Annotated in this window: 18 protein-coding genes; 6 read left to right on the forward strand and 12 right to left on the reverse strand. The window is 66.3% G+C overall.

Features of this window, described 5'->3' with window-relative positions; translation table 11 throughout:
* Positions 1–4 precede the first annotated feature (4 nt).
* The 3 genes from ACP7CK_RS10355 to rplM form a co-directional block, all read right to left on the reverse strand.
* Positions 5–208 carry a hypothetical protein gene (locus ACP7CK_RS10355; RefSeq protein ID WP_426025957.1) on the reverse strand — a complete coding sequence of 68 codons (204 nt, stop codon included), beginning with the start codon at positions 206–208 and terminating at the stop codon, positions 5–7.
* Positions 209–486: 278 nt separating this feature from the next.
* Positions 487–981, reverse strand: coding sequence for a 30S ribosomal protein S9 (rpsI, locus tag ACP7CK_RS10360; RefSeq protein ID WP_008260755.1), 495 nt, complete (start codon positions 979–981; stop codon positions 487–489).
* A 2-nt stretch (positions 982–983) separates the two neighbouring features.
* On the reverse strand, positions 984–1,457 hold the full coding sequence (gene rplM, locus ACP7CK_RS10365) for a 50S ribosomal protein L13 (protein WP_183196355.1): 474 nt from the start codon (positions 1,455–1,457) through the stop codon (positions 984–986).
* A gap of 265 nt (positions 1,458–1,722) precedes the next feature.
* On the opposite strand from rplM, the gene ACP7CK_RS10370 reads away from it, so the two are divergent.
* The gene (locus tag ACP7CK_RS10370; RefSeq protein WP_426025958.1) at positions 1,723–3,108 is read left to right on the forward strand and encodes an alkaline phosphatase PhoX; all 1,386 of its coding nucleotides are present in this window, start codon (positions 1,723–1,725) and stop codon (positions 3,106–3,108) included.
* On the opposite strand, the gene ACP7CK_RS10375 is transcribed toward ACP7CK_RS10370, so the two are convergent.
* Entirely contained in the window at positions 3,077–4,177 is a 1,101-nt protein-coding gene (locus ACP7CK_RS10375; protein WP_426025959.1) for a COX15/CtaA family protein, read from the reverse strand. The two genes, ACP7CK_RS10370 and ACP7CK_RS10375, sit on opposite strands and share 32 nt — an antisense overlap.
* A 135-nt stretch (positions 4,178–4,312) precedes the next feature.
* Here ACP7CK_RS10375 and ACP7CK_RS10380 point away from each other — a divergent pair, with 135 nt between their 5' ends.
* The 3 genes from ACP7CK_RS10380 (at position 4,313) to ACP7CK_RS10390 (ending at position 6,952) form a co-directional block, all read left to right on the forward strand.
* Positions 4,313–4,564, forward strand: coding sequence for a hypothetical protein (locus ACP7CK_RS10380; RefSeq protein WP_008260584.1), 252 nt, complete (start codon positions 4,313–4,315; stop codon positions 4,562–4,564).
* Positions 4,564–4,758 carry a DUF2842 domain-containing protein gene (locus ACP7CK_RS10385; RefSeq protein WP_008261676.1) on the forward strand — a complete coding sequence of 65 codons (195 nt, stop codon included), beginning with the start codon at positions 4,564–4,566 and terminating at the stop codon, positions 4,756–4,758. The genes ACP7CK_RS10380 and ACP7CK_RS10385 overlap by 1 nt, the downstream gene beginning before the upstream one ends.
* A gap of 148 nt (positions 4,759–4,906) precedes the next feature.
* Complete coding sequence (locus ACP7CK_RS10390) at positions 4,907–6,952, forward strand: TonB-dependent receptor (RefSeq protein WP_426025960.1); 2,046 nt, start codon at positions 4,907–4,909, stop codon at positions 6,950–6,952.
* Between the two features lie 63 nt (positions 6,953–7,015).
* Here ACP7CK_RS10390 and ACP7CK_RS10395 read toward each other — a convergent pair whose 3' ends face one another.
* Together ACP7CK_RS10395 and ACP7CK_RS10400 are read right to left on the reverse strand one after the other, a co-directional pair.
* A complete protein-coding gene (locus ACP7CK_RS10395; protein WP_426025961.1) occupies positions 7,016–9,004 on the reverse strand; it encodes a phosphocholine-specific phospholipase C in 1,989 nt (662 codons plus the stop codon).
* A gap of 187 nt (positions 9,005–9,191) precedes the next feature.
* Entirely contained in the window at positions 9,192–9,809 is a 618-nt protein-coding gene (locus ACP7CK_RS10400) for a helix-turn-helix transcriptional regulator (RefSeq protein ID WP_426025962.1), read from the reverse strand.
* Between the two features lie 279 nt (positions 9,810–10,088).
* Here ACP7CK_RS10400 and ACP7CK_RS10405 point away from each other — a divergent pair, with 279 nt between their 5' ends.
* Both ACP7CK_RS10405 and ACP7CK_RS10410 read left to right on the forward strand, forming a co-directional pair.
* The gene (locus tag ACP7CK_RS10405) at positions 10,089–11,081 is read left to right on the forward strand and encodes a helix-turn-helix domain-containing protein (RefSeq protein ID WP_372704470.1); all 993 of its coding nucleotides are present in this window, start codon (positions 10,089–10,091) and stop codon (positions 11,079–11,081) included.
* An 80-nt stretch (positions 11,082–11,161) separates the two neighbouring features.
* Positions 11,162–11,596: a hypothetical protein gene (locus tag ACP7CK_RS10410; RefSeq protein WP_008259387.1), complete on the forward strand. Its 435-nt coding sequence runs from the start codon at positions 11,162–11,164 to the stop codon at positions 11,594–11,596.
* Here ACP7CK_RS10410 and ACP7CK_RS10415 read toward each other — a convergent pair.
* The 6 genes from ACP7CK_RS10415 to ACP7CK_RS10440 all read right to left on the reverse strand — a co-directional run bounded on the left by ACP7CK_RS10415 (position 11,593) and on the right by ACP7CK_RS10440 (position 18,723).
* A complete protein-coding gene (locus ACP7CK_RS10415) occupies positions 11,593–12,543 on the reverse strand; it encodes a hypothetical protein (RefSeq protein ID WP_426025963.1) in 951 nt (316 codons plus the stop codon). The two genes, ACP7CK_RS10410 and ACP7CK_RS10415, sit on opposite strands and share 4 nt — an antisense overlap.
* Entirely contained in the window at positions 12,540–14,966 is a 2,427-nt protein-coding gene (locus ACP7CK_RS10420) for a fimbria/pilus outer membrane usher protein (protein ID WP_426025964.1), read from the reverse strand. The genes ACP7CK_RS10415 and ACP7CK_RS10420 overlap by 4 nt, the downstream gene beginning before the upstream one ends.
* 4 nt (positions 14,967–14,970) lie before the next feature.
* Positions 14,971–15,738, reverse strand: coding sequence for a fimbria/pilus periplasmic chaperone (locus ACP7CK_RS10425; RefSeq protein WP_426025965.1), 768 nt, complete (start codon positions 15,736–15,738; stop codon positions 14,971–14,973).
* 104 nt (positions 15,739–15,842) lie between these two features.
* On the reverse strand, positions 15,843–16,463 hold the full coding sequence (locus tag ACP7CK_RS10430) for a hypothetical protein (protein ID WP_035309562.1): 621 nt from the start codon (positions 16,461–16,463) through the stop codon (positions 15,843–15,845).
* Positions 16,464–16,611: 148 nt separating this feature from the next.
* On the reverse strand, positions 16,612–17,202 hold the full coding sequence (locus ACP7CK_RS10435) for a hypothetical protein (RefSeq protein ID WP_292148483.1): 591 nt from the start codon (positions 17,200–17,202) through the stop codon (positions 16,612–16,614).
* 171 nt (positions 17,203–17,373) lie between these two features.
* Positions 17,374–18,723: an MFS transporter gene (locus ACP7CK_RS10440; protein WP_426025966.1), complete on the reverse strand. Its 1,350-nt coding sequence runs from the start codon at positions 18,721–18,723 to the stop codon at positions 17,374–17,376.
* Positions 18,724–18,901 lie beyond the last annotated feature (178 nt).

An 18,901-nucleotide genomic window follows, 5' to 3' on the forward strand; every position in this document is an offset into this window, starting at 1 on the left:
CTACTCAATCCTTCACTCCGGTCGCTGCCGGGGCGTTTTCAGTAATGGCGTTGGACTGTGTGGACAATCGGGCAAGCCATGCCGCGCCGTTTCCTAATGTCATGCCTGCCAAGCATATGATCAGAAGGACGACGGGTACTGCAATCACCCCTGCCCAGCCTTTGCCGTCGATGCTCAGGCCAAGCACTTTGATGGAAACCGAATGCATCGGTCTCTCAGACGATTTGCGACATTTGGACACCGGGCACATCTCCGCATTAGCGAACTGATGTGATCCCTAAGGGGCATGGGGCCTTCGCAACGCGCTCCTGTCAACTAACCAAACTCATGGAAAAGCTGACGTTCTTCCTGCAGAGTCAGACGGTTGACCGAAAAAACAACGCGCCCGAACCGCTTTCCAACTTCACCTTTTCGTGTGCGCAGCCACAGAAAAAGGGCGCTCCGGGTCTCCCCGAAGCGCCCCAAATCCAAACCGCGTGAACGCGATTAGCGCTTCGAGAACTGGAACGAACGGCGAGCCTTGGCGCGGCCGTACTTCTTGCGCTCGACGACGCGGCTGTCGCGGGTCAGGAAGCCGTGCGGCTTCAGGACCTTGCGCAGTTCCGGTTCGAAATGCGTCAGGGCGTGCGACAGGCCGTGGCGGATGGCGCCGGCCTGGCCGGACAGGCCCGAACCTTCGACGGTGCAGACGACGTCATACTGGGTGGCGCGGTCCGAGACGGTCAGCGGCTGGGCGATCATCATGCGCAGCACGGGACGAGCGAAATACTGCTCCTGGTCCTTGCCGTTGATGGTGATCTTGCCGGTGCCGGGCTTCACCCAGACGCGGGCGATGGCGTTCTTGCGCTTGCCGGTCGAATAGGCGCGGCCCTGGGCGTCCAGCTTCTGGACATAGACGGGGGCGTCGTTCTCGACCGAAGAGCTCAGGCCCTTCAGGGCGTCGAAACCGGTGGCGGCTTCGGTGTTGGTCACGTCGGTCATGCTCAGACGCTCCGGGTGTTCTTGGGCGACGCCGACTTGAAGTCGATCGTTTCCGGTTGCTGGGCTTCATGTTCGTGCGCGCCGCCGGCGAACAGGCGCAGGTGCGTCATCTGCTTGCGGGCCAGCGGGCTTTCCTTCGGCAGCATGCGCTCGACGGCCTTCTCGAGCACGCGCTCGGGGAAGCGACCGCCCAGAACCTTCTCCGGGGTCGTCGACTTGACGCCGCCCGGGTGGCCGGTGTGGCGATAATAGACCTTGTCGGTCGACTTCTTGCCGGTGAACACCACCTTGTCGACGTTGGTGACGACGACATAGTCGCCGCAGTCAACGTGCGGGGTGTAGTCGCCGCGGTGCTTGCCGCGCAGACGGTTGGCGATGAAGGTCGCGAGACGGCCCACCACGACGCCTTCGGCGTCGATGTGGATCCATTTCTTCTCGACCTCGGCCGGCTTCAACGAAGCCGTGGTGCTCTTCAGCATTGAGGGGGTTCCTGGAGACGAAAATCGGGTCCGGCCCCCGAAGGAACCGAATGAAGGCGCGCTGATACAGGAGACGATAAGCCGCGTCAACGCGTCGAAAAGCGCGACATGTAGTGCAAGCTACTGTTTTGAAGTGATATTCTATATACGGTATTAAAATACCCGTCGAAACGAGCCGTCTCTCCGTTACAAATTAACGGCGTTCGTCATCAAACCATAGCCATTCACAGTCATCGGGGACCAAACCCTTCGGAGCCTCCTTATGAATCTTCACCGTCGCGGCCTGATCGCCTCGAGCGCCGCCCTCGCCTTTGCAGGACTGGCCCGCCACGCCTCCGCCCAGACCGCCGGCGAAGAAACCTATGTCAACGAGGTCCACGGCTATGGCCCGCTGATCACCGATCCGAACCGACTGCTCGATCTGCCCGAGGGCTTCACCTACCAGGTGGTGGCCCAGAGCGGCGACACCATGGACGACGGCCTGTTCGCCCCCGGACAACCCGACGGCATGGCCTGTTTCCCGCTGGAGGGCTCCAAGGTCGCCCTGGTGGTCAATCACGAACTCAAGGGCTCCAACGGCCTGCACCGCAACCTCGGCCCCGGCGGTCTGCGCGAAGAACGGCTGGGCCAGCTGGACGCCGGCAAGGCCTATGACACCTACAAGGACGGCCGCCCCCTGCCCGGCGGATGCTCAACAATCATCTATGATCTCCAAACCCGCCAGAAGGTCAGCCAGCACCTGACCCTGGCCGGCACCTCGACCAACTGCTGCGGCGGCCCGACGCCCTGGGGTAGTTGGCTGACCTGCGAAGAAACCCTTGAGACGCCCGCCGACGCCGACGTGACCAAGAGCCACGGTTGGGTGTTCGAAGTGCCCTCGACGGCGACCGGCCTCGTCGACCCCGTGCCGCTTAAGGCCATGGGACGGTTCGATCACGAGGCGGTCTGCATCGATCCGCGCACAGGGATCGTCTATCTGACCGAGGACGACAATTCGGGCCTGTTCTACCGCTTTCTTCCCACGACGCCGGGCAAGCTGGCCGAAGGCGGCAAACTCCAGGCCATGGCCTGGAAGGGCGTCCCCTCGGCCGACACCCGTAACCAGGAAAGCCGCACCTGGGCTGTCGGCGACTGGCGCGAGATCGAGTGGATCGACATGGAGGACGTCGAATCCCCCAACGGCGACCTGGCCAAGCGCGGTCACGCCGCCGGTGCGGCCTGGGTGGCCCGCGGCGAAGGCGTCTGGTGGGGCGACAATGAGATGTACTTCACCGCAACGTCCGGCGGGCCGATCCGGCGCGGTCAGGTGATGCGACTTGTTCCCGGCCTGAACGGCGCGACCGACCGGCTGCAGCTGTTCGTCGAAAGCACGGACGTCAAGACGATGAACATGGCCGACAACATCACCGTCGCGCCGTGGGGCCATCTGATCCTGTGCGAGGACAATTATTCCACCGACGTCCGCAACCACCTGAAGGGCGTCACCCCGGACGGCAAGGTCTATACGATCGGGCGCAACGTCTTCACCGGCAACTCCGAGTTCGCGGGCGCCTGTTTCTCGCCCGACGGCGAGGTGCTGTTCGTCAACATCATGTACCCGGGCATGACCCTGGCGATCAGAGGCCCATGGTCCTCGGTCCGGACATGAAGATCCGGGGCTGAGCCCGCAGCACCAGCCAAAGGTTCGCCGTCGCCACAGCCAGGACGACGGCGGCCCCGGCCTGGTGCAGCACGCCCAGCCATACCGGCACGGCGTGCATCAGGGTGACGATCCCCAGCACGGCCTGAAGCCAGACCACGGCGGCCAGGACAAAGGCCGCCAGCCCCATTCCCTCGGCCACGCGCCAACGCCAGGCCTGGAAGGCGTAGATGCTGACGGCGATCAGCAGCCCATAGGCCACAAGCCGGTGATTGAACTGGATCAGGGCCTTGTCATGCAGGAAGGCCCCGGCGCCCAGGCTCCAGTCGGCCGGCGGCAGGACCGTCCCGTCCATCAGCGGCCAGTCGGTATAGACCAGTCCCGCGTGACCGCCCGCGACCAGGGCGCCCAGCAGACACTGGACGAAGACCACGCCCAGCAGAATCCCGGCCCCGCGCGCCCATCCGCCCGGCGCACGCCCGTGATCCTCGCCGTTCCAGGCCTCAAGCCCGGTCCAGATCAGGGCGGCGAACAGAACGAAGGCAAGACCCAGGTGGGTCGCCAGACGCTCGGGCGCGACGCTGACCCGCTCCGACAGGCCGCTGGACACCATCCACCAGCCGATCAGCCCCTGAAGCCCGCCCAGGGCCAGCAACAGCAGGCAGCGCCAGATCAGCCGGTCGGGCATGGCCCATTGGCGCAGGACCGAACGCTGCGGCGACATCCTGCACGCCAGGAAGAAGACCAGCGGCAGGGCGAACACCAGGCCGACCACACGCCCGATCAGGCGGTGCAGCCATTCCCACCAGAAGATGCCCTGGAATTCGCCCAGGCTCATGCCGGCGTTGATCTGGGCGTACTGGGGAATCTGTTTGTACTTGTCGAAGGCCTCGGCCCACTGGGCGTCGTTCAGCGGCGGAATCGCGCCCATGATGGGCTGCCATTCCGTGATCGACAGACCCGATCCGGTCAGGCGGGTGATGCCGCCGACCACCACCATCAGGAAGACGACGGCCGCCGTGGCGAACAGCCACACGGCGACGGCGCGATTGCGATCTGGATTTCCGAAACGGTTCATTCGACGCCCGACACTGACCCGGATATGGTGTCGCGCTCGACCGTGACCAAATCGCGACCGTGGCGGTATGCCCGCCCGACGCGACAAGATCGAGTCGGATTGAGTTAACGGCGCTGACGCCGCAGGAGATCAGGGTTGGAATACGCCGACATCGTCGCCGCCGTTCTGGGCGGACTTCTGCTGGCCTGGATCGCCGATCTGCTCACCGGCCGCCGTGGCTTTGGCGGAACCAGCCTGGTGTCCGGCGTGGGCCTGGCCTGCGGCTGGTTCCTGGCGGTGCGGGTTTTCGCCGTCAGCACCATGGACAGCTGGGCCTGGGTGCCCTGGGCCCTGATCGGCTCCGGCGTCTGCCTGGTCGCCTTCTTCCTGTTCCGGAACAAGCGCTGATGCCGCCCCGTGCGCGCCGATTCGTCGCGGCGGTCGGCGTGCTGGTTTTTTTGATCTTCTGGGTCTGGGGCCTGATCGCCCTGCGCGGGCTTCTGCCGGCCTCCCCCTGGATCGACTTCCTGTTCTTCGGCGTCGGCGGCACAGCCTGGGGCCTGCCGCTCATTCCCCTGTTGAAGTGGGCCGAGCGGGGCTGACCCTTCATGGGACCTGACCGTTCCAGGTCACCGATCACAGTCTCCCATCCGCCACAGGCGTTGAGGATGAAACGCGCGGGGCTGCGACAGTCTTGACCAAGTGTGATGTTATCTCATAACTACATCACCCTCCGGTGAAAGATTTCTCATGCGTCTGACTTCCTCCTCCCGCTCCTTGCTGCTTGGAGCCGCCGCCTCCGCCTTGCTCGCGGGCGCCACTTCGGCCCAGACCGCCCCGACCCCGACCGCCCCCAAGCCCGTCGATCTTGACGACATCATCGTCACCGGCGCGCCCTATGGCATAAGCCAGCGCGCCACGACGATCGCCACAGACGTGATCGACGCCCAGACCCTGGCCACCGCGCCGGCCGTGTCTCTGGGCGATCTGGTCAGCACTCGCCCCGGCATCCGTTCGACCGACTTCGCCCCCGGCGCGAGCCGCCCGGTCATTCGCGGTCTCTCCGGCCCCCGCGTGCAGGTGTTGACCAACGGCATCGGCTTGATCGACGCCAGTTCAGTCTCGCCCGACCACGCCGTGGCCACAGACCCGGCCGAGGCCAGCCGCATCGAAATCATCCGCGGACCGGCGACGCTGGTGTATGGCGGATCGGCCATCGGCGGCGTGGTCAATGTCATCGACGAACGCATCCCGACTGCGATTCCCGAGGGCGGTATCTCGGGCGTCGTCTCCACCCAGGCGTCCAGCGTCGACGACGGCCGCAGCGCGTTCGGCCGCGTCACCCTCGGCCGCGGCAATTTCGCCTTCAACATCGATGGCGTGAAGCGCAAGTCGGACGATTACGACATTCCCGCCCCGGCCCTGTCCGCCCGTAAGGCCGCCGCCGACGGCGTGGGTCGGGGCGAAGGCGGATCCCAGCCCAACAGCTATTCGGATCTGGAAGCCTGGGGCGTCGGCGGATCCTATATCGGCGACAAGGGATTCCTGGGCGCCTCCTACAAGAATACCGACAGTGAATACGGCACGGTCGCCGAGGAGACCGTCTTCATCAAGCTGAACCAGGAACGCTATGATGTTCGGGGCGAATATCGCTTCGACGACGGCCCCTTCTCGGCCTTGCGCGGATCCTACGGCCACGCGGACTACACCCACACCGAGTTTGAGGATGTCGGCCAGCCCGGCACCGTCTTCAACTCGGACGGCTGGGAAGGCCGCGCCGATCTGGTGCAACGCAAGCGCGGCGATTGGAACGGCGCGGTCGGGGTTCAGTCCCTTTCGCGCAACTTCCAGGCCATCGGCGAGGAAGCCTTCGTTCCGACGACCGACATCGACGAACTGGGCGTCTACACGGTCCAGCGTCTGGACCGCCAGGGTTACGGCTTCGAGGGCGGCCTGCGTTATGATCGTCGCGAACTGAGCGCCACGCCGATCGGCGAAGACCGCCAGGTGGACCGCACGTTCGACAACTGGTCGGCCTCGGCCGCCGCCTTCCTGCGGCCCGCGCCTGGCCTGTTCCTGGGCCTGAGCCTGGCGCACAACGAACGCGCGCCCAGCGAGGTGGAGCTTTTCGCCGACGGGGTGCACATCGCCACCGCCGCCTACGAGACCGGCGACGTCAATCTGAACAGCGAAAAGGTCAATACGCTCGAAGCCACCGCGCACTATGATCGCGGCCGGTTCACAGGCGACCTGCACGTCTACCACTCGTGGTACGACGGCTTCATCGACGAGCGGGCCACGGGCGAAACCTTCCTGTTCGAGGAAGAGAACGAGGAATTCCCGGTCTATCAGTTCGTCCAGACCGACGCCCGCTTCTATGGTTTCGAAGCCGAAGGCTCCTACACGGCCTGGCAGAACGGCGACCGCAAGCTGTCGCTGGAAGCCGCCGCCGACTTTGTCCACGCCCAGACGGACCTGGGTCCGGCGGCGCGTATTCCGCCCTATTCCCTGACCGGCCGTGTCGCCTGGACCTCCACGCCGTTCGACGCCAGCGTCGAGGTGCGCCATGTCGGGGAACAGGACCGGGTCGCGAACGAATACGAACTGCCGACCGACGACTACACCCTGCTGAACCTGGCCGCAGCCTGGCGTCCGCTGACGGATCGAAACGTCACGGTCTTCGCCGAGGCGCGCAACCTGACCGACGAGGAAGCCCGCGAACACGTGTCCTTCCTCAAGGACATCGCGCCTCTGCCGGGCCGCAACCTGCGGGTCGGCGTCGCCTACCGCTTCTGATCCGGGCGGAAACCGTGTCGGGGCGGCGTCGCATCAGCGCGCCGCCCCTTTTTTTTGTATTGATCACCCGCGCCCGGCGAACTCGCTTCGCCAACCCGCAGCTTCGACCGCAATATCATAGCGATGGTTGGCGTCGTCCCAGGCGAGATCCATCCGGTGTTCGCCGTCGACGGCGAGGGATCGAACGCTTGCGCCGGTCGTCACCTCCGCCGCGCCCCTGCCTGTCAGGACCAGAACGGGCGCCGCGCCGCGCCAGTCGAGGCGCGCGGACACGACTTCGTCCCCCGCGCCGACGAACCGTCGGTGGAAGCCGTCCGGCCCCATGACCTGCAGATCGACGCCGCCGGCCGTGCTCCAGGCGTCCTGAAGCCGTCGGCCGCCTTCGACCGTATAGCGGCGCGGCCCGGCCCCCAGGTTCATCCGGTCATAGACATGAAAGACCGCCGCGCGGTTGCCCGTGTTGACGAAGCTCAACCGCACCCGGTCGCCCGCCGTCTCGCGCTCGCACTCCAGGGCGTAGACGCTGGGACAGGCCGGGCGGAAGCCGGCGACCTGGTGCGGGCGTGTCGGTTCGGCGGGGGTCGGCGGGGTGGTGCGGCCGTCCAGGGCGGCGGCGCGCGTGGCGTCCGCCTGGGTCGCCGGCAGAGGCACGGGCCGGGCGTCCACGCCGGAGAAGTCGAGGCAGGACGTCAGGTCGCCGCACACTGCGCGCCGCCAGGGCGAGATATTGGGCTCCATGACCCCGAACCGGGCCTCCAGAAACCGGATCACCGAGGTGTGGTCGAACACCTCGGAATTGACCCGACCGCCCCGGCTCCAGGGCGACAGCACATACATGGGCACCCGCGGCCCCAGACCGTAGGGACGGCCGCGGTATTCCGGCAGGTCCAGACGCGCGTCGGCGGGGCTGGGCTGAAGGTGATATTCGCCCGCCAGATCGACGGTCGAGCCGCCCTTCAGTCCGCCCGCCGTATCGCGCGACGGCGGCGCCGGCGGCGGCACATGGTCGAAGAAGCCGTCATTCTCGTCGAAATTGACCAGCAGGACCGTGCGCGCCCAGACCTCGGGGTCGGCGGTCAGGGCGTCGATCACCTGGGCCGTATAGTCCGCGCCCTGGGCCGGGCTGGACGGGCCGGGGTGTTCCGAGCCGCTGGCCGTGGCGATGACATAGGACACCTGCGGCAGACGTCCGGCCAGGACATCGGCCTTCAGCCCGTCCAGCGCCCGCGTGGTCAGGCCCCGCTCGACCAGGGCCGGGTCGGACCCCGGCGCCCCGGCGACCGCCTTCTGGAAGGCCTCGAACCCGACCAGGGGGTTGTCGGTGAAGTTGTCGGCCATGTCCTGATAGACGCGCCAGTCGATGCCCGCCGCCTGCAGCCGCTCGACATAGGTGGTCCAGCGATAGGGCTCCATGGCCTCGCCCTCGCCCGGCAGGGTGTCGTGCGAATTGCCGATACAGGGACCGCCGCGCTCGCCCGACCCGTCGTTACAACCCGACCACAGCATGACCCGGTTCGGATTGGTGCCGGTCTGAAGCGAACAGAAATAGGCGTCGCACAGGGTGAAGGCGTCGGCCATGGCGTACTGGAACGGGATGTCGGCCCGCTCATAATAGCCCATCGAATGGGCGTGCTTGGCCTCGGGCCAGCGGCCCATCCGCCCGTCGTCCCAGGCCGCCTGGGCGTCGGGCCAACTGTGCGGCGTGCCCTCGACCCGCATATGGGCGAAGGTCTGGCGCGTGTTCAACGGGAAGGGCGCCAGCCAGGCCGGCCCCTCGCCGCCGGCGTCATGTTGAAGCAGCACGTCGCGCGCGCGGCCGTCGACGCCGGGCGCAGGGGCCGGATGAGGATCGGAGAAGCCCCGCACCCCGTTCATCGTGCCGAAATAATGATCGAAGGAGCGGTTCTCCTGCATCAGGATGACCACATGTTCGACGTCCTGGATCGTACCCGTTCGCACCTTCGGCGCGATGCTCAGGGCCCGCGCCAGCGAGGGAAAGGCGGCGGCGGCGGTCAGGCCGGCCAACAGGCCGCGGCGGTCGATCTTGGGCATGGGTGATCCCCGTTTAACTTGGAACGGTCGAACCCGCCTGCTTGAAATACGTGCGGTTCAGGCGAGCGTGAAGACGACAGCGCCGTCATCAGCGCTGCTTGCGCCGGGCTTAGAACTCGACTGTGACAATCAACACCACGCGCCGGCTCAAGAGGATGCGCCGTTCAGCTCCAAGGCGGCGCGACGATCAACCCTTGAGCCGGTAGGGCGCGACGGCGGCGAACAGTTGCTCGCGATTGCTCACTCCGATTTTCAAATAGGAACGCCGGACGTGCGTCCGTGCGGTCTCGACGCTGATGCCGAGATCTTCAGACAGGGTCTTGATATTGGCGCCGCCGACCAGAAGCTTGATCAGACGATCCTCCGACGGCGTCAGGCCGAAGATCACGCCCATGTTCGCCCACAGGCCTTGATCCTCGTCCTGGGCGATCGGGAAAAGCTGAACGGCGATCACATCGGTCTCGTCGACCCTTTCCACGCGCATGAGAAGCGACCGATGGTGATCGCCGACCATGTGGATCTCGGGGGCTCCGTCGAGACTGTAGACGAACCGGCGGAACTGTTCCGCCGCCGCCTTGCCCCGGACGACCAGTTTGCCGCCGCTGAGCGCGAGTTCGTCAGACGCATCGACCAGACGGATGGCTGCGGCGTTCGCATCCAGCACCTCCAGGGTCTGTGCGGAAAGGAAAAGGCAGGCGATGGCGTGGTTGGCGAACCAACGGGACAGGTGAAGAGAGGGAGCCTCATCCTCCCGTCCCGTTGCGCCTGCCAGCGCAACGAGCCGAGAAGTCATCGGGAGCGACATGGTTTACCAGAGATTAATAGTCTGGCTTGGCTATAAGTACGCCCCATCCCCAAGTGTGGGTATTGCGCCCTTGATCTCACGATTGAGACTGGAAGAACGGATTCGCTTCGTCTGCTGAGGACGGCGCCAATCCTGCATCATAATCTGGCCGAGATCAGGATAGTCAGTGCCGCGTACCATACAGGGATTCACCTCCCCCCTTTCCGTCTTGCCCGTTGGGCGCCCAGGATCGCTTCCGACAGACCAGGCGCGGAGCCCCCGACGGGCCAACGCCGGATCATGATCGAAAGCTTCAGCTTTTCGACACAAGGCCTGACGCCGCCCGAAGCCGCCGAAACCTATCGCAACCTCTATGACGGCGGCGCGGACGTGGTCTCAAGCGGACAGACCGTGTCTGCTGAGGTCACGGCTCATCGCCTGGATCGTCTCATCCTGTTTGATCGCCGGTTGACGGGCGTCGGGCACGCCCGTCCGGCGCAGCGCGTCGGTCTCAACGGCTTTTCCCATTTCGTCGTTCATCTGGTGGTCGAGGGCGTTCTCGTCGGCAGCGAGGTCAGCGGTTTCGAACAGGCCCACCCGGGCGACCTGGTGCTTCAGGATCTTCGCCGACAGACCCGAACCACGATCCCGGATGGACGTCTGATCACGGTCAGCGTGGCCCGTGATCTGATCGAGGCTGCGGCCGGCGCCGCCAACGGCCTGCATGGCCGGGTGCTGGACCCCGATCAGGCCGGTCTGCTGGGGGACTATCTTCTTTCCTTGTGTCGCCGGGCCGGCGCGCTCGAGCATGATGCGCTTCCGACGGTGTCCCGGACCTTTGTGGATCTGCTGGGGCTCGCCATCGGCCCGACAGGCGGCGGCGCCACGGCTTCGAAACGGCGGATGGAATTTGATCGCCGCGAGGCTATCCAGAGGATCATCGAACAAGGTCTCGGCGACCCCGGCCTCAATGCCGGCGTCATCGCCAGGGAGACCGGCGTTTCCAGGGCCACGCTATACCGGCTGCTCGCGCCCCACGGCGGCGTCGACAGTTTCATTCAAAGCCGGCGGCTGGCGGCGGTTCGCACCACGCTGGATCGCTCGGACGACACCACGCCGCTCGCCGAACTGGCGATCCGATACGCCTTCCGCAACGAAGCGGACATGCGCAGCCGTTTCCGCGCCCGCTTCGGCCTATCCCCCGCCGCCTACCGCCAGATGGTCGATGACCCGACGCGTCGCCTGGAGACGATCAAACGGCGCTGGGCGTCCTGGATGGTCGAGGTAAGGTAAACCGGCGTTGACCACGCCGGTTAAAGTGACTTTCAGGCGTAGCGGATAAATGTGAAGCCTCGCTCCTGGAAGGACGCCTGATGGTTTCGCGCTCTGACATTCTGAAAACGGCCACGCTTGCAGCGGCCGTCTCCCTGCTGGGCGTCGCCCCTGCCCTCGCCGGCGGGGTTTCGATCGGCATTCGAGCGACAGCTCGAACCATCTGCCGGGTCGAGGTCGGCGCGGCCGTCATCCCCGCCTTCGAAACCGGCGAAACCGGCCTGGGCCGGATGACCGAGCTCTGCAACAACGTCGAGGGTTATCGCCTGATCCTCAACCATCCCGCCGGCCTGGTCGACGCCTTCGCCGTGGTCGACGGCCAGCGTGTGCCGCTTTCCTCGACGGCCACCCAGACAGTCATCATCGACAGCAATCAGCCGGCGTTCCGCCAGCGCGACCTCGGCATCATCCTGTCGTCGCCTCAGGACGCCATGAGCCTGAGCCTCCGGGCCGAAGCCAAGGGCATGATCTTCTAGATCGAACAGCCGGCGCCGGGCGACAGCCCGAGCCGCGGAGAAAAGGTCAGGGTCACCACGTCGCTGTAGGCGCCGGCGGGCTGGGCGGACACGTCCTCGCCGCTGACCGTGACCTGCAGCGGATGGCTGCGGCCAGACGGCGCCGGCGTGCGGTCGCAGACCAGAGCCGCCCCCGCATCGACCGGAATTCCGCCCAGACGCATCGAATAGCGAAGGCCGGCGGCATCCGCGTCGCCACGACGCAGCACACCCCATTTCGACGACACGCTCAACTCGTAGGGCGAGGTCGACTGCGCGGTCACGACCACGGTTCCGCTGGAGGACTGATCGGGGTTCAGGACGCCCAGGTCGATCTCGCCCCGTCGCATGCCTGCGGATCCGATAAAGGCCGAAATCATGTCCGGCGTCTCCAGGTCCAGCGCGACCCGGCCGGCCTGCTGAATCTCCGCCGCGTCGAGCCGCTCGTCACCCGAGTAGCAGACGTAACGAACCTCGAGCGGTTCGTAATAGTCTCCCGATCCGACAGACTGGCCGGCCGGCGCCATCAGCCGGAAACTCTCGTTGACGACGTCGCCCGCAGGCCCGGCCTTGAAGCTGACCACGGCGCCATTGGTCGCATTGGGCTGTTCTGCGCCGCTGAAAAACACCGGCCGGGAAGAGTCACGCGCCCACTCGACATCGTAACCCTGTGGCCCGCCCGCCCCGAACTGCGAACGACCGCCCCGGGGGTCAGGGTCGACCAGGATGAAGCGGACGGCCGTCACGGAAGGATCGGTCCGGCTGACCCGGATGTTGAATGCATGATTGATTGGCGCACCCGAGAACGGATCGTAGCGAACGGACAGGCCCGTTCCCTGCGACTCGAACCCTGCGCATCCGGCCTGTGCGGCGGCGGGCGCGAACATCAGGGCGAGCGCGGCGAGACCGGTCGGCAAAACGATCTTCATGGGCGGGGCTCCGGTGTGATGACGCCCAGACGGACCAGGCCGTCCGCGCCAGCGGGAATGACGATCATATAGGTCTGCGCGCCGTCGACCCCGGCCTCGATCCGCCAACGGCCCGGCCGAAGGCCCTGAACGGCGAAGCGGCCGGCGTTGTTCGTGAACATCCGCACGCCGGGTTGATCCGGTCGCGCCATCTCATAGGCCGTGCCGACCAGAAGCTTCAGCGGCGCGCCGTCCGCCTGGACAAGCTGGCCGGTGGCCGAGACCGAATAGTCCGAACCGACGGTGATCAGATAGCCGGAACGGTAGGGCGGCAGCAGTTGCACCGAGCCGGCGCCGATGTCGTAGCCGGTAGGCGCATCCGGCACGTCGAACATCACCGTGCGCGGCGAATAGGCGCTGAGTTCAGGCGTCACGGCCCCGCCCAGCCGACCGGACCGCGCGGTGTAGTTCCCCTCGCGGGGCTCCACATAGACTTGGGAATCGTTCAGGCTGGCGTGCGGCGCGAACAGGGCGAAACTGTCGTAGATCGGACGCGACACGGCCATCTTGCCGTCCGCATAGACCAGCGCGCCCCCGGCCCGGAATGAAGTCCGCTGATCCGAAATTTCGCCGCTGTCGGCGTTGAACGACGTCAGATGGGACCCGCCGATTTCGGCGCGGTTCAGCAGGGCTGTGAACGACCCGTTGACCCCGGCCGCGTCTTCGGACGTGTCCAGGTTCGCCGCCGCGCTCCAGGAGCCGACGCCCCGTCCGCGCGAGGTCTGGTACCCGACACGCGCCCGATTGCGGCGACTGTCGACCTCCGCCGTCGCGCTGGCGTAGGAGCCCATGCGATAGGTGAGGCCAAACCGGATGCCGGTCTCGGTGCGGTTCTGACGCTTCTCGAAATTCGCCTCGGCATTGAACAGCAGCCGGCCGCTGGCGCGCCAGCCGTAGCTTGCGCGGGCCGACGCCTGGTCTTCTCGTGCGCCCCGCCCCACGGAATAGAAGACGTCCGCCGACACATACTGGGTCGTGCCGATCGACTGCGAATAGGTGACCCCGGCCTCATAGGCGAAGGGATTGTCCGCCAGTTCGACGCCGGGCGTGGCGAAGGATTCACTGATGGTTTGGACCGTGGCGTTCAAGGAACGGGCGCTGCTTCGGTCGGCGCCGAAGACGCGTTCGAAGCTGAGGTTCAACGCATAGCCTTCGCCGATATCGGCGATGGACGATCCAGCCAGATTCATGCCGATCGTGCCGATCGGCGCCGCCCAGACGATTTCACCGCCCACCACGCCGCCGCGTGCGCTGGCCTGGAAGTTGGCGCCCGCCGTCAGATCGTCGGTCAGGCCGCGCCGATAGAAGCCCGACCCGGCCGCGTCCCCCGAGTATTTCCGGCCGCCTTGATCGAAGTCGGTTCGCGTGCCCGCGTAGAAGCCGAATTCCGTCAAGCCGGCCGCAAGCAGGCTTCGGTCGAAGAAGATGGAGAATGAGAACACGCTCTCGACGCCCGCATCGTCGCGGATCACCAGCCGCACGTCATTGCCGCCCTGGGCGAAGGGAAAGTCGCTGACGTCGTAGGAGCCGGGGTTCAGCCGCGTCTGCTGCACCGAGCGGCCGTTTATGAACACCTCCACCGTCGAAGGCCGTACCAGGGTGAAGGACCGCTGGCCCCTCGGCTGGATGTTCCGTTGGGGATCGAGATCGGCGTAGACCCGCTCCAGCGACAGGCCCGCGATAGGGCTGGCCCCCGAAAAACCCCGCGCCTGGGGTCTCAGATCACCGGCCGTCCAGCGCCCGGTGCGTGCGACGTCGTCGTAGACCAGACGCGTACCCTCGCGGATGAACGAATCCTCCAGGGTCGCTTCGTTCTCGAGGACGACCCCCCGGAATCGGACCGCGCTGTCGATCAGCAGGCTGGGCGTGCCGAAGCCGGTGTCTTCGCCCACATGTACATAGTCGGTCGTCAGATAGGTGGTCACATAGGCCGAAAGGTTTGCGGGCTTGGCCACGGGCCCGCGAAACTGTTCACGTCCCCCGGAAATGCTCAGGCTGGTTCTGGGCCGCACATCAGGGCTGATCGACAGCGTCAGACCGAAGGTGGCCGGATCATAGGCGATCGGAAAGCCGAGGTCCGTCAGTTCGACGGTCGAGACCCGCTGCCGGCCCGCCAGGGCGCTGGCCAGCGCCTGCCAGGAGGCCGGCGAAATCACAGGCTGAAGCAGGTCCAGAAGCGGATCGACGTCCACCTGGATACGCGCGTCGGCGGTCAGCAGGTAAGAAATCTCGCCCAGGATGAAGGGGCCGTCCTTCAGCGGTCCGCCGAGGTAGACGTCGCGGCCGGAAGGGTTCAGCGCCGGCGACGGGGGTGCGGTCTGCATCACCTCGAACGCCGCCTCTGATGCGGCGGAATAATAGGAAGGCGGTTGAGCGTCGATCACACGATCACCGATCCTGAACCGGCGTCAGTTCGACCGTCACAGCGCCATTGGGTTGCGGCAGGCGAATATTGATCGGCAGCCGGCGCGTGGCGCCCGAAGGCACCAGGCCCAGGCCCATCAGCTGCTGCAGTTGCTCGGGCTCCCAGGATTCGCGCAGGATCTCGTCGCCATTCGGCGCGCGCTGCACCAGGGTCAGACGGTTCTTGCCGACATAGCCGTAGGTGTTGCCGGAGTTGCTGACCATGAGCACAGGGCGGCCGACGCCGTCCTCGCCCGTCTCGATCGCCACCGATTGGACCGCGAGGGCGGACACGGCTCCGGGCGCGCCGACGCTGACCAGAACCTTGAAATTATACAGCACCTGAATCGCGTTCTGGTTTTCAGGCAGCACGACAGGCAACTGGGCGACCATGACGAAGAAGTGCTGGCTGGCCTGGATCTCGGGGTCGCCGACCCACTGAATCCGGAACGCCTGGGACTGGCCCGGCTCCACGGTGGCCTGGGCCGGGAAGACCAGAAGGTCTTCGGCCTCGACATCGGTTTCGCGCAATTCGCCGTCGACGACGTCCAACCGGCGGGCGGTCAGCTCGACGGGAACTGTGGTGGAAAAAGTGTTCTGGAGCGTCAGCACCGTCGAGGTGCGCCGGCCAGAAGACAGGAGATCGATGATCACCGGCTGAACATTCAACGCCGTGGCGGGAATGCCCGAGGCCAGCAAGGCCGCAGCAGTTAGAAGGACTCCGACGAGGCGTCGGGCGGCGGCGGGCATCATGGGAAACTACCTGGTGGATCCAAAGGGGGTCGGACCGGCCCTGTGCGGGGGGACCGGTCCGACGGACGCCGACGCCCCGTGGGAACGTCGGCGCTTATTGGGGCTTAGGCGCCCGGAGCAACGGTCACATTGACCGAGCCGGTGTAGGCGCCAGCGGCCAGCCTACGGTCGGTGTTGGAACCCCAGTTGGTCGCGATGTCGCTCGAACCGCCCGACGTCGCCACAGCGCCGCCGTTCGACGCCGCTTGGGCGAAACGAACGTGGGTGTTGCTGTCGCTCAGGCTGACGTGGCCGCCGAAGCGCTGGGCCACGTTCGAGGCGCCGGCGGTGCTGGTGGTGTCCAGGGCCAGGCCGTTGATCGTGGTGTCCAGGTTGTAGCGGATGAACTGGGCGAAGCCGCCCTCGGTCAGGCCGTTGCCGGTGGCGCCGGTGCGGGCCAGAACGGCGCGGTCGACGGTGACCGAGTTGTTCACGCCGTTGCAGAAGGCGATGATGCGGGCGCCGTTCAGGGCGTCTGCGATTTCAGTGGTCACGCCGCTGCGGACCTTGGCTTCCGAGTCGGTCAGGTCGCCGGCCAGGGTCACGGTGGTGGCTTGAGCCGAGACGCCGCACTTGGCGGCGACCGAGGCGTTGATCGCGACGGATTGGCTGTCTTGAGCCGAGGCGGCGCCGGCGGCGGTCAGGGCGATAGCAGCGGCCGAGGCCGCGAAAACGATACGCTTCATAGGGTAGTCTCCGTCTTGGATTGAGCGCCGGAGAAGCCCGGCGTGTTTTCGAGCGGGCGGAAGGCCCGTCGAGGGCTCCGTCGCCCGCGATATGCGGTCGACGAATTCGATAGGGCGCGATGCGCCGATCCGGCCGAGGGCGTGCGCATCAGGCGCGCGCTCCGACGACCAGAGTGATGGTGTCGCTGTAGTCGCCCGCGGCGAGGCGCTGGTTCAGCGTGGACTGGTCCGGCCAGTCGATGGTCAGGGTCACGCCGCCCGGCGCCGCGATGCCTGAGCCAGAGCCCAGGCCCCTGCCCGGCTGATCCGACGCGAAATCGCAGTTTCCACCGGCCACGATCTGGTCGGACAGGCAGCGACCGCTGCGCACGTCGCCTTCGCTGGTTTCCAGCGTCAGCCGGACGCCATAGGTCTTGTCGAAGGCGTATCCCGACCCGTCGGGTGCGCCGGTGGTGTTGACCAGACGGCCCTTTTCACCCCGAACGCCGACGGCGAAAGGCGTGTTGCAGTCGAGCGGCAGAGAGACGCTGAAGGTCTGGGCCGTCTCAAGATCCGGGGGGACGCCGCGCAGAGGCGTCGGCGCAATCCGGCTGAAACCACACCGACCTGGAATGACGGCTGAGACGGTGATGTCGACGCCGGCGTCCTGCGCGGCGGCAGGCGCTGCGGATGCGAGGACGGCGAGGATCGCCAGACCGAGGGCGGCGTAACCGGCTGGGTGTCGCGCACGGCGGCGCATCCACGTCGGCTCACCGCCGACATTCGCGTGCTGGATAGCGTGCAATGCCCGTCCCCCCGCGGCGCCCTGGGTTCGGGCGTCTCGCTGACCGGACAGTTGCAGTTAAGAAAACATTAAGCGTCGCCAGATTTGGGTATATCGCTGTGGACGATATATTTTTCCTCAGCGTTTTTATGTATTTCGCCTGATTGGGGAATTAAACGCCACCGGCATTCGAGGGGGTTCAGACCCGAAACCAGGGGTATTTGGACCGGAAATCCAGCGTCGGCCTTGCCAGAGCGCGAGGGGAATCACGGCCGCAGCTACAACCATGACGACACACGCCAGGCTGGTCGCAAGACCGAACCGCGTATCGATATTCCGGTCGCTGACCACGCCGGTGACCCACGGCCCCAGTCCGACGCCGACGACGGACACGGCGGCCAGGAAGATGGCGTTCACCCCGCTGCGGATCGGATCGGGCGTCAGCGGCTGCAATCCGATCAGCGCGGACGCGGCGGCCATGCCGCTGCTCGCGACCAGCAGACTCAGGCATGCAAGCGTCATCGGCAGCCAGGTCGTGGTCATCAATCCGAAGGCGGCGAGCACTGAAACGGCCAAGGCGCCTGCCATGACCGGCGCCGGTCCCGACGCCTTCATGCGTTCGAGCCCCAACAGCCATCCGGCCGTCAAATGGCCCGCAGGAGCCGCGACCAGCACCACGCCGCCGATCGCGATCGCGGCGTGACCGCTGCTGAGTTCATGCGCGCGCGCAAGGATGGAGGGCATCCAGGCGCCCGCCGCCTGAATCGACAGCACGCACCCGGCGCTTGCCCCCATAAGCCCGAAAACCGCTCGTCCGTCCCCGGCGAGCCAGCTGACGGCCGTGCGCAGGCCCCGCGTCGGTTCCGCGGAAACCATCCGACGCCCCCGCGCCTTCCAGAGAAGGCCGCCGATCAGGCCGAGGTTGAGCAGGATCGGAATCAGGGAGGCCGAGCGCCAGGGTGAAAGGCCCGCCACGGTCTGCCCTCCCACCAGCAACAGAATTGCGCCCACCAGAAAGAAGCTGCCGCTTCGCCCGGCGGCCGATCCGCTCGTGAACATGGAAACGGCGCGCGCCCGCCCCATGCCGACGCTCGACGACCCAAGGATCATAAGAGCGGCAGGCCCAAAGGCGGCCTGGCCGACCCCCAGCACCATCCGCGCCGCCATCAGGGCTTCATAACTCGAGGCCAGAGCGAAGGCCGCGCCGCCGACCGTCCAGACGGCCACGCAAAGCGCCATCAGCCGGAAGGGCTCGATCCGCCGCCCCCAGTGCCCCGCCGCCAGCATGGCCGCCGCATAGGTCAGGGCGAAGGCCGGGCCCTGCAGAGCGCCGATCTGGCGGTCCGTCAGGTCGAACTCGCCCTTCAGCGCCCCAGCGACGACAGACGGCACAGCGCGATCCACAAAGGCCGCGAACTGCACAGACGCCAGAAGCAACACCGTGCCCAGCCCGACCTTCGACGACGCCGCGAGCGCGGACTGGCCGGGCCGCAGCACCGCCCCCGAGGCAAAACTCATATGTAATACAGACCCTTTTCACCTGAGGGGGTCTGCAATAGGCGCTGCAGGCGTCTTCCGATAGTCCCGTTTTGAAACAGCCCCGCAGTCCAGGCCTGGCGGTCGCGCAGGCTCCAGATGCGCGTTCCACAATGGGATCGCAGGGGTTTTCAGAATT

The organism is Brevundimonas sp. TSRC1-1 (assembly GCF_049898245.1).
Lineage (GTDB): Bacteria > Pseudomonadota > Alphaproteobacteria > Caulobacterales > Caulobacteraceae > Brevundimonas > Brevundimonas mediterranea_A.